The organism is Exiguobacterium sp. s123 (genome assembly GCF_018617075.1).
Lineage (GTDB): Bacteria > Bacillota > Bacilli > Exiguobacteriales > Exiguobacteriaceae > Exiguobacterium > Exiguobacterium profundum.
This window is the reverse complement of sequence record NZ_JACSJL010000010.1, coordinates 74,382-82,301: the sequence shown is the minus strand read 5'-3', so window position 1 is coordinate 82,301 and position 7,920 is coordinate 74,382. Positions and strand designations below refer to the sequence as shown.

Sequence of the window (7,920 nt, the reverse complement as noted above, 5' to 3'; positions counted from 1 at the left end):
GGATACCAACTATTTAGCATTGGGTACCGACTTTTTAGCATTGGGTACCGACTTTTTAGCATGGGGAAGAGGAAAGTAACAGCTACATAAAAGGTGCCTTACACTATGTTCAGTTTATTCCACCGTCACCGATTTCGCCAAGTTCCGTGGCTTGTCCACGTCACATCCACGAGCGAGCGCCGCGTAATATGCCATCAACTGAACCGGCAATACGTTGATGAGCGGTGCCAAGAGAGGCTCGACGTGCGGCAAGATGAAGTCATCATTCTCATGTTCGACGCCTTGCATGGAAATGATACAGGCGTTCGCGCCACGGGCAACGACCTCTTTAACGTTTCCACGAATATTCAAGTTCGTCTTCGGTTGCGAGATGAGCGCGATAACCGGTGTTCCGTCTTCAATCAAGGCGATCGACCCGTGCTTCAGTTCCCCACCTGGGTATCCTTCCGCTTGGATATACGAAATCTCTTTTACTTTGAGCGCTCCTTCGAGACAGACAGAAGCGTCAAGCCCACGACCGATGAAGAACGTGTTCGGTGTCGTTTTCAAATAACGTTCCGCGAGGTCTTCGAACAACTCTTTTTGCGCCATGATGGAGTCCATAATGGTCGCAACACGTGCAAGCTCCGGCATCAGGTCGAACGGTAATTCTTTCCCTGTCGCACGAGCGATGTCATACGCGAGAATCGCGAGGACGCCAATCTGTGCCGTGTACGCTTTCGTCGACGCGACGGCGATTTCCGGTCCGGCGTGGAGGAGCATCGTCTCGTTCGCTTCGCGTGAGAGCGTTGAACCCGGTACATTCGTCATAGTGAGCGCTTTATATCCGCGTTTCTTCACTTCGACGAGGACGGCACGGCTGTCCGCCGTCTCACCGGATTGTGATAAGAAGACGAACAACGGACGTTCACTTAAGAGCGGCATATTGTAGCCAAATTCAGAAGAAACGTGCACTTCTGTCGGAATGCCGGCGATGCGTTCTAAAATGTCTTTTCCGACGAGTCCGGCGTTATAGCTCGTCCCACATGCGACGATATAGACACGGTCCGCTTCCGAGACGAGTTCACGCACGCCGTCCGTGAGTTCGATGTCACCGTTCTCGTTCTGGTAATGCTGGATGATGTTGCGGATGACGGCCGGTTGCTCGTCCATCTCCTTCAACATGTAGTGCGCGTACGTGCCCTTCTCGATGTCTGACGCATCGATCTCGGCCGTGTACGGTGCACGCTCGAGCACGTCGCCGTCGAGCGTCTTGATCGTCGCCGACTCACGTGTAAGGATAACGATCTCGCCATCGTGGAGCTCGAGGTACTGGTCCGTCACCTGGAGCATCGCCATCGCGTCTGATGCGACGACGTTGAACGTGCCGTCACCGAGTCCGACGAGGAGTGGTGACTTGTTCTTCCCGATATAGAGGCGCTCTTTGTCCTCTGAGTCGATCATCGCGATCGCATACGAACCGTGGAGGTCCGAGAGCGTCTTGCGGAACGCCGCCTCGACATCGCCGAGCTCGACGAAGTGCTTCTCCATGAGCTGGACGATGACTTCTGTGTCCGTCTCCGAAAGGAACGGGACGTCGAGCGTGGCTTTCAATTGTTCGTCGTTCTCGATCACGCCGTTGTGCACGAGCGTGAAACGTCCTGTCGTGCTCTGATGCGGGTGGGCGTTCGGTACACTCGGTACCCCGTGTGTCGCCCAACGCGTATGACCGATTCCAATTGTCCCTTCGGCGTCCGCCGGTACGATGTCACGAAGTGCTTGAATTCGTCCTACTTCTTTGAACGTACGAACGTCCTCGCCGACTAAGGCAATTCCTGCTGAGTCATAACCACGATATTCAAGTTTTTCGAGACCTTTCAATAAAATCTCTTTCGTTCCCACTTGTCCGATCATTCCTACGATTCCACACATAAACAAATCTCCTCTATTCTTCGATTTCTCGAAAAAGGAAACGGGCTTTTTAGAGTAATGTCATCAAGTCTCGCTTTGTCCGTCCGGTCACCCGAACGTTTTATCAAGACTCTCTCAGTCGTGACACGCGACTGGAAGGCATCCGCCGAAATCTCGATCACCTTCGTCCTCGTCAACTCCGCAGAGTTCTGGCGCTTCCACTTCATACCTAGCCGTTTCTCCAGATACGCTTTCATGCTATCGAGTACAAGCCGTGTTGGATAGAGCAATCCGAAAAATTGTCGTTAAATACTTTTTTACCGTTCATGTAAAAGTCACCACTTTCACTAAAATGCCATCAATGTATCAGGTTTTCGAGTAGGGAGAGAACGGGCATGATACAAGTAACGAGTAAAGAAACGAGGGGAAACACATGGGTGGAATCTTCCTATTGATCGGCATTTTGTTATCCGTCTTATCCAGGTGGCTCGAATTTGAAGGCAATAGCACGTTAGGGGATGTCATGTTGTTTCCTGCGATTTTCTTCATGGCTATGGCTTTTCTCTGCAGTTTCCCTTATTTCAAGGAATGGTGGGAAGACCGCTCCACCCGTAAGAAAGCATTCTTTTTCGTGATTTTTGCCGCAGTCGGCATCCTATGTCTGCAAGCTGCTTTCTGGTTTGTTGTTTGGCGCGATCAATGGCTCGGGCTCCTTTTCGTCATACCGTTCCTAGCATGCGCAGGATTCATCGCTCGCCTGTTCAAATAAAAAAGGACGCGCCGCAGCACATCCTCCCATTATTTCACGGTAAAGTCGACCATCACACCGTAATGATCACTCGGTACAACATCCCTACTCGTTCGCATGTCTCCGAATACATCGACATGCTGAACCTCAACGTCTTTCCACTCGGAACGGATCAAAATCCAATCGTATCGTTCAGACTGCTCGAGATGAGAGGATTGTCGGTACGGGTTGTGCTTTACGTCTAGCGTCGCCCGTGGCTCTTCCGCAACAAACGTCGTCACGTCCCGCCACCCTGCATCCGATATGTCATGATAGATAATGGATTGAGGATGGTCATTGAAATCCCCACATAACACCTCGACCGATTTTTGACGTCCTTTGTGTAGCCAACTTCGCACCGTTGCCATCTGACGTTCTCGAATCGACACGGAACGCCAATTCAGATGCACATTCGTGATGCCCCATTCCTGACCGCCGAACGTAAGCGTCACTCGGGTCGCACAAAAGTTTGACTCTTCCACATCCTCTTCCCAAATCGCTTCAACTGAAGAAAAAGGGACTTTACTCAAAAAAGCGAGTCCTTCGTCCGGTGAGTCGGGATAAGGATGAAAGACGCAGTACGGATAACCCGTCGCTTTCGCAATGTCATGAGCCACACTGCCTTTTTCATAAGAACAGACTTCTTGCAGTGCAATCAAATCCGCGTCGATTCGTTTCACTTCTTGGCAAATCGCATCGATTCGTTTTTGCCATGACGTGTCATGATTCCAAATATTATATGTCGCAATCCTCACTTCATCTTCCTACTTTCTCGAGTGAGTCACGCGCCCCCCCATTTTTGTTCTTCTCTTAATTCACGTTCCGTGACGTAGTTCTCATCAAGACGAACCATATATCGCTCGTACCATTTATGACCGATGACGGATATGACACCTCCAGTGACCATCAACCCAATAAAGTAAGGTGTCTCAATTTGTTTCGTTACCCATCCGAACATGAGGATGAGCAAAATCGGGAACGTCAAAAAATTAAAAATCGACATCAAGTGTATGTGACGTTTGGCGTCTCGATTCGTTAAATACTTCAATTGAATCGTTTCTTTCTTCCAAGATTTTTTAATCGCAAATAGACCCGCAAATTGACCAATCAAAAGAACAGTTCCTGCTGACACCCATCCTTTTTCAGTCGCAACAAACAGCACAATACAGATCATCCACGACAGAAAAGTGAAGACTCCATTCTTTTCAGTTTCCACTCTGACAAGCTCTCTCATCTGATCACGTTTGTTCACGACGTTGCTCCTTCTCGTATTCGCGGACTTCACGAATTTCTTTTAAATCTTGATCCGTCAAATAGTTTTCATCGTAAGACTGAATGACGCGGTCGAACCGCTTCGCCAAGTATTCAATCCCGAAAAACGTCAGTTGCGAAAGGAGGAACATACGGAACGATTGTGGACCTGTCGTTTCACTCGTGAAGTAAAAGAGTCCGTAAATCCCGACACCCGTCAAAGCGAGCGTATGTGCCATCATCTTGAACGATAAGAGGTTACGTGCCGTCTGATTCGTCACAAAGCGCAACCACATCCGATATTGGATAAAAATACCTGTTAAGATTGCGGCGAGCACCGCATATAATGTTCCCGTGACGACACCATCTGAGAGTGTCCAATACGAGGCATAAATCAAAAAACTGACGACGAGTCCGATTCCGATGATGCCGACACCCCATTTAGTCAAGCGGTCTACTTTTAGAATCGTGTCGATTTGCGCTTTTACTTTTGGTGATGGTTCCATATGGCTCCCTCGCTTTCTAGTATCGCTTCATACGTTGGTAATCCTGACTGATGCGTATGGATTCGCTCTTCCCACTTCTTCTCTCGATACGATTTCGTCAACCCCCAAAGGGCGACGATCCCACCGGTCAGGATGAAGGCATCTTCGTTCACATACATCGGGATGAAGAGCACAAATAACGAAACAGCACTAATCCAACAGTCAACGAGTCGATATCGCAACACCCGAACGACGTTTTGATGTTCGGCAAAAGGGCGAATGACTCGATATTCCATATATCCTTTATAAGCCATGCCAATGGATACGACCAACATGACCGGGATGACCCACGTCGCCTGTATCCGTAACATGGTGATGAACGAAATGAGGAATATGACGAGTACCGGCCAGCCAAAGAATCGATCAAATTGTTTAGCATGCGCGACTGTAAGTTCAACTTGACGATTCATGTGCGACACTCCCTTCAATCACTTCCTCATACGTCGGTAATTCCGGATCGATTTGTTTAAGTTGCTTCGTGAACCACTTCTGCCGAATCGGACTGAGTACTCCCCATATCCCAAAAAAGAGACCTATCACGAGACCAAAATCTTCCGCTGTCAGAAGTGTCACCATGAGCGCCGTCAACAAAATCGCATCCACCCATTCGAATACGTATTGGAATATAAGCATTCGATGAGCTTTCGGATGTTTTGTCATTCGCCACATGATACGCATCTCTTGATAGCCCATCACGACGATGATCATAGAGACCGACGCCATGACGGGGATGAGCCACATTTTCTCTAATAAGAGAGCGACAATAATGGCCGTGACATAAAGAATCAAAATGGGTACGGCATAACCTCGCATTCGTCGCATCCACTTTACGTCGTGCTCCACCTATATCGCCTCCTTGTCGAAATGTATATACTCCATATCTTGTTGTTTCGTTTGTTTGTTCACGTTCAACGTCAATAGCATTGCACCACCGATGAATATCGTGACACCCATATACGCCACGTTTGAGGCGAACAATAATTGATGATTCAACGCGAGGAAAAAGGCAGCACTGTTGATCCCGTCCCGAACGAGTTGACGACGATACAATCCTTTCAATTCTGGTTGAAACCTCAGGCGCATTCGATAACGCTTCACATATAAGATGTTCAGCGGAATGAGCGTACAGGCGATATACAGCACGCCCCACGTAAGATCATCTGTTAATAAACTGATTGGTAACATCAGCACTACAAATGTTCCAAACAAGCCGAATATCCATTGGTCGAATAAACGCTTCCATGCTTTTTCTTGTGTCATCCGTTCAATCATTGATTTCGTCGCTCCAAATCTAACTGCTGTAACAGCGGAACACGTTCATTTAACTTCTTTTGAAACATCCGTGACATCTGATCGCTTACTGCTCCCCATACGAGTAATCCGATTGCTAACGTCAAACTGTCATATTGAAAAATGAGCAGAGTCGAAATCAAGGAGACGAGCACACCTGAACTGATCAAATCATAAAGCAGGTTCCACTTCAGTAACCGTACGGCATCTCTGTCCTTCATATACGTACGACGCATCCGATACTTTTTCACATCTAATCCAATCATGGCCATTCCAATCAAGACGAAAGGGATTGTCAACCAGACGTAACGTCCGAAAAAGGATAAAATAATGGCCGTCAAAACAAATACCAATAATGTATAGCCGACCCGAAGGTGTAACTTGCGCCATGTGGTTTCTTCCGTATACCAATGTGTCTCAGTCAACTAGAGCACTTCCTTTCTTTCCTGTGCATTACTCCTCTATACGTACTCTATGCCATTATTGTTTCACATTTTCCGAATATTCTCGCAATGAATCGTTCGACTTTTTTCAACAATTGACGAACGAAACGTATCCGCTTACAAAGGTTATCTGCTATACTGTTACCAAATTCATTCCCACAAATTTTTTTGAAAGGTGTAGAACTGTATGTCTCCGAAGTACAAGCAAGTTGCAAGTCAGATTGAAGCGGACATCGTCAATCACGTCTACCAACATACGAATAAATTATTGACCGAGGATGAGTATGCCAATAAATATGGCGTCAGCCGCAATACGGTCCGAAAAGCGATCGAGATCCTCGTCAACAAAGGATACGTCTATCAAGTTCAAGGGAGCGGCGTCTTCGTCCGTGACCATTACAATAGCGATTACATCAATTTAGAAAAGCTCCAAGGTTTAACAAGTGACTTCAGCGGTCGAAAAGTCGAGACACGCGTCTTACATTTCGAACAGACGGTGGCGAACGATGAGGTCGCCGAACGTATGAAGTGCCCGATTGGGACACCCGTCTACTTCGTGAAACGTCTACGTCTCGTTGATGATCATCCGTTCTCTGTAGAGGATTCATACTTCCGAAAAGAGCTCGTCATCTACTTAGATGAGAACATCGTCCAAAAGTCGATCTACACATATTTACGAAGTGATCAAAAACTTGCCATCGGATTCGCTGACCGAGTCATTTACGCAGACTTTTTAGATTCAGAGTGCGCCGACCTGCTCGACCTGAACGAGAATGATCCAGCCTTGATTGTCGACAACACCGTCTATTTGACGAATGGACAAATCTTCGACGTCTCTCGTTCCATCCATCATTTTAAACATGTCAAAATGCTCAAAGTCTCGAACATCAAGTCCTAAACGCGCCCGAGAGATGCTTTTCTCGCGCGCATTTTTTATGCACTTTTTCGAAAAGTAAGGGTTTACACGAAAACGCTTTCGTGCTACTATCAACGTGTAGAAAATATTTGTACCTATGAATTTTAGTTATCCATACAAAAAGGAGAGATATTATGGTTTCTGAAACAATCGAGATCTCACCGGAAGATATTTTCGGTCTCATCGCCCTCTCGGGTGACGCCAAAGCGAGCTACCATCAAGCGATGCTCCTCATGCAAGAAGGAAAGAAAGACGAAGCCGAGGCAGCAGTCGTTGCTGGTGACGCGACATTAAAAGAAGCACATGCGATTCAAACGAAATTCGTGACGCTCGAAGCACAAGGTAAATCGGCAACGGTCGGTGTCCTCATGGTGCACGCGCAAGATCACTTGATGAACACGATTCTCGTCAAAGAAATGCTTGGATATATGATGAATATGCAAAACGAAATCAACGAATTGAAAGGAATGGATCAATAATGATTAAAATCGGACTCTTCTGTGCGGCAGGTATGTCAACAAGTATGTTAGTAGAAAAAATGAAAGCGGTTGCCTCTGAACGTGGTATCGAAGCTGAAATCGCAGCTTACCCAGAATCGGAGATGGAAACTTACGTTGACAACATCGACGTTGCACTTCTCGGACCACAAGTGAAGTACCTCCTTTCAAAAGGGAAGCAAATCTGCGAACCAAAAGGTGTTCCAATCGACGTCATCAACACAGTCGACTACGGCATGATGAACGGTGCAAAAGTATTAGACCACTCATTGAAACTTGTAAATAAATAATCTGAGGTGAT

At 47.1% G+C, this 7,920-nt stretch carries 12 protein-coding genes; 4 read left to right on the top strand and 8 right to left on the bottom strand.

Going from position 1 to position 7,920, the window contains the following annotated elements; genetic code table 11:
• Positions 1-114: 114 nt before the first annotated feature.
• Entirely contained in the window at positions 115-1,911 is a 1,797-nt protein-coding gene (gene glmS / locus KNO72_RS14405) for a glutamine--fructose-6-phosphate transaminase (isomerizing) (protein WP_214758691.1), read from the bottom strand.
• Positions 1,912-2,323: 412 nt separating this feature from the next.
• Here glmS and KNO72_RS14400 point away from each other — a divergent pair, with 412 nt between their 5' ends.
• Positions 2,324-2,659, top strand: coding sequence for a hypothetical protein (locus KNO72_RS14400; RefSeq protein WP_214758689.1), 336 nt, complete (start codon positions 2,324-2,326; stop codon positions 2,657-2,659).
• Between the two features lie 29 nt (positions 2,660-2,688).
• Here the strand turns inward: KNO72_RS14400 and KNO72_RS14395 are convergent, their stop codons facing one another.
• From KNO72_RS14395 to KNO72_RS14365, 7 genes are read right to left on the bottom strand one after another with little or no spacing between them, the layout of a single operon-like run.
• The gene (locus KNO72_RS14395) at positions 2,689-3,432 is read right to left on the bottom strand and encodes an endonuclease/exonuclease/phosphatase family protein (RefSeq protein ID WP_214758687.1); all 744 of its coding nucleotides are present in this window, start codon (positions 3,430-3,432) and stop codon (positions 2,689-2,691) included.
• Positions 3,433-3,458: 26 nt separating this feature from the next.
• The gene (locus tag KNO72_RS14390; protein ID WP_078146227.1) at positions 3,459-3,929 is read right to left on the bottom strand and encodes a hypothetical protein; all 471 of its coding nucleotides are present in this window, start codon (positions 3,927-3,929) and stop codon (positions 3,459-3,461) included.
• Entirely contained in the window at positions 3,916-4,434 is a 519-nt protein-coding gene (locus tag KNO72_RS14385) for a hypothetical protein (protein WP_214758685.1), read from the bottom strand. The genes KNO72_RS14390 and KNO72_RS14385 overlap by 14 nt, the downstream gene beginning before the upstream one ends.
• Positions 4,413-4,883 (bottom strand): hypothetical protein, encoded by a 471-nt coding sequence (locus KNO72_RS14380; RefSeq protein ID WP_078146225.1) that lies wholly within the window; start codon positions 4,881-4,883, stop codon positions 4,413-4,415. The genes KNO72_RS14385 and KNO72_RS14380 overlap by 22 nt, the downstream gene beginning before the upstream one ends.
• Positions 4,867-5,316 (bottom strand): hypothetical protein, encoded by a 450-nt coding sequence (locus KNO72_RS14375; RefSeq protein ID WP_214685738.1) that lies wholly within the window; start codon positions 5,314-5,316, stop codon positions 4,867-4,869. Before KNO72_RS14375 ends, KNO72_RS14380 begins: the two co-directional genes overlap by 17 nt.
• Positions 5,317-5,745, bottom strand: a complete 429-nt coding sequence (locus tag KNO72_RS14370; RefSeq protein WP_214758683.1) for a hypothetical protein — start codon at positions 5,743-5,745, stop codon at positions 5,317-5,319.
• Positions 5,742-6,188, bottom strand: coding sequence for a hypothetical protein (locus KNO72_RS14365; RefSeq protein ID WP_214758681.1), 447 nt, complete (start codon positions 6,186-6,188; stop codon positions 5,742-5,744). Before KNO72_RS14365 ends, KNO72_RS14370 begins: the two co-directional genes overlap by 4 nt.
• 205 nt (positions 6,189-6,393) lie before the next feature.
• Here KNO72_RS14365 and KNO72_RS14360 point away from each other — a divergent pair, with 205 nt between their 5' ends.
• The 3 genes from KNO72_RS14360 to KNO72_RS14350 all read left to right on the top strand — a co-directional run bounded on the left by KNO72_RS14360 (position 6,394) and on the right by KNO72_RS14350 (position 7,909).
• Positions 6,394-7,104 (top strand): GntR family transcriptional regulator, encoded by a 711-nt coding sequence (locus KNO72_RS14360; protein WP_214758680.1) that lies wholly within the window; start codon positions 6,394-6,396, stop codon positions 7,102-7,104.
• A gap of 152 nt (positions 7,105-7,256) precedes the next feature.
• On the top strand, positions 7,257-7,601 hold the full coding sequence (locus tag KNO72_RS14355; protein ID WP_214758678.1) for a PTS lactose/cellobiose transporter subunit IIA: 345 nt from the start codon (positions 7,257-7,259) through the stop codon (positions 7,599-7,601).
• Positions 7,601-7,909, top strand: a complete 309-nt coding sequence (locus tag KNO72_RS14350; RefSeq protein ID WP_015880671.1) for a PTS sugar transporter subunit IIB — start codon at positions 7,601-7,603, stop codon at positions 7,907-7,909. The genes KNO72_RS14355 and KNO72_RS14350 overlap by 1 nt, the downstream gene beginning before the upstream one ends.
• The last annotated feature ends 11 nt before the right edge of the window (positions 7,910-7,920 follow it).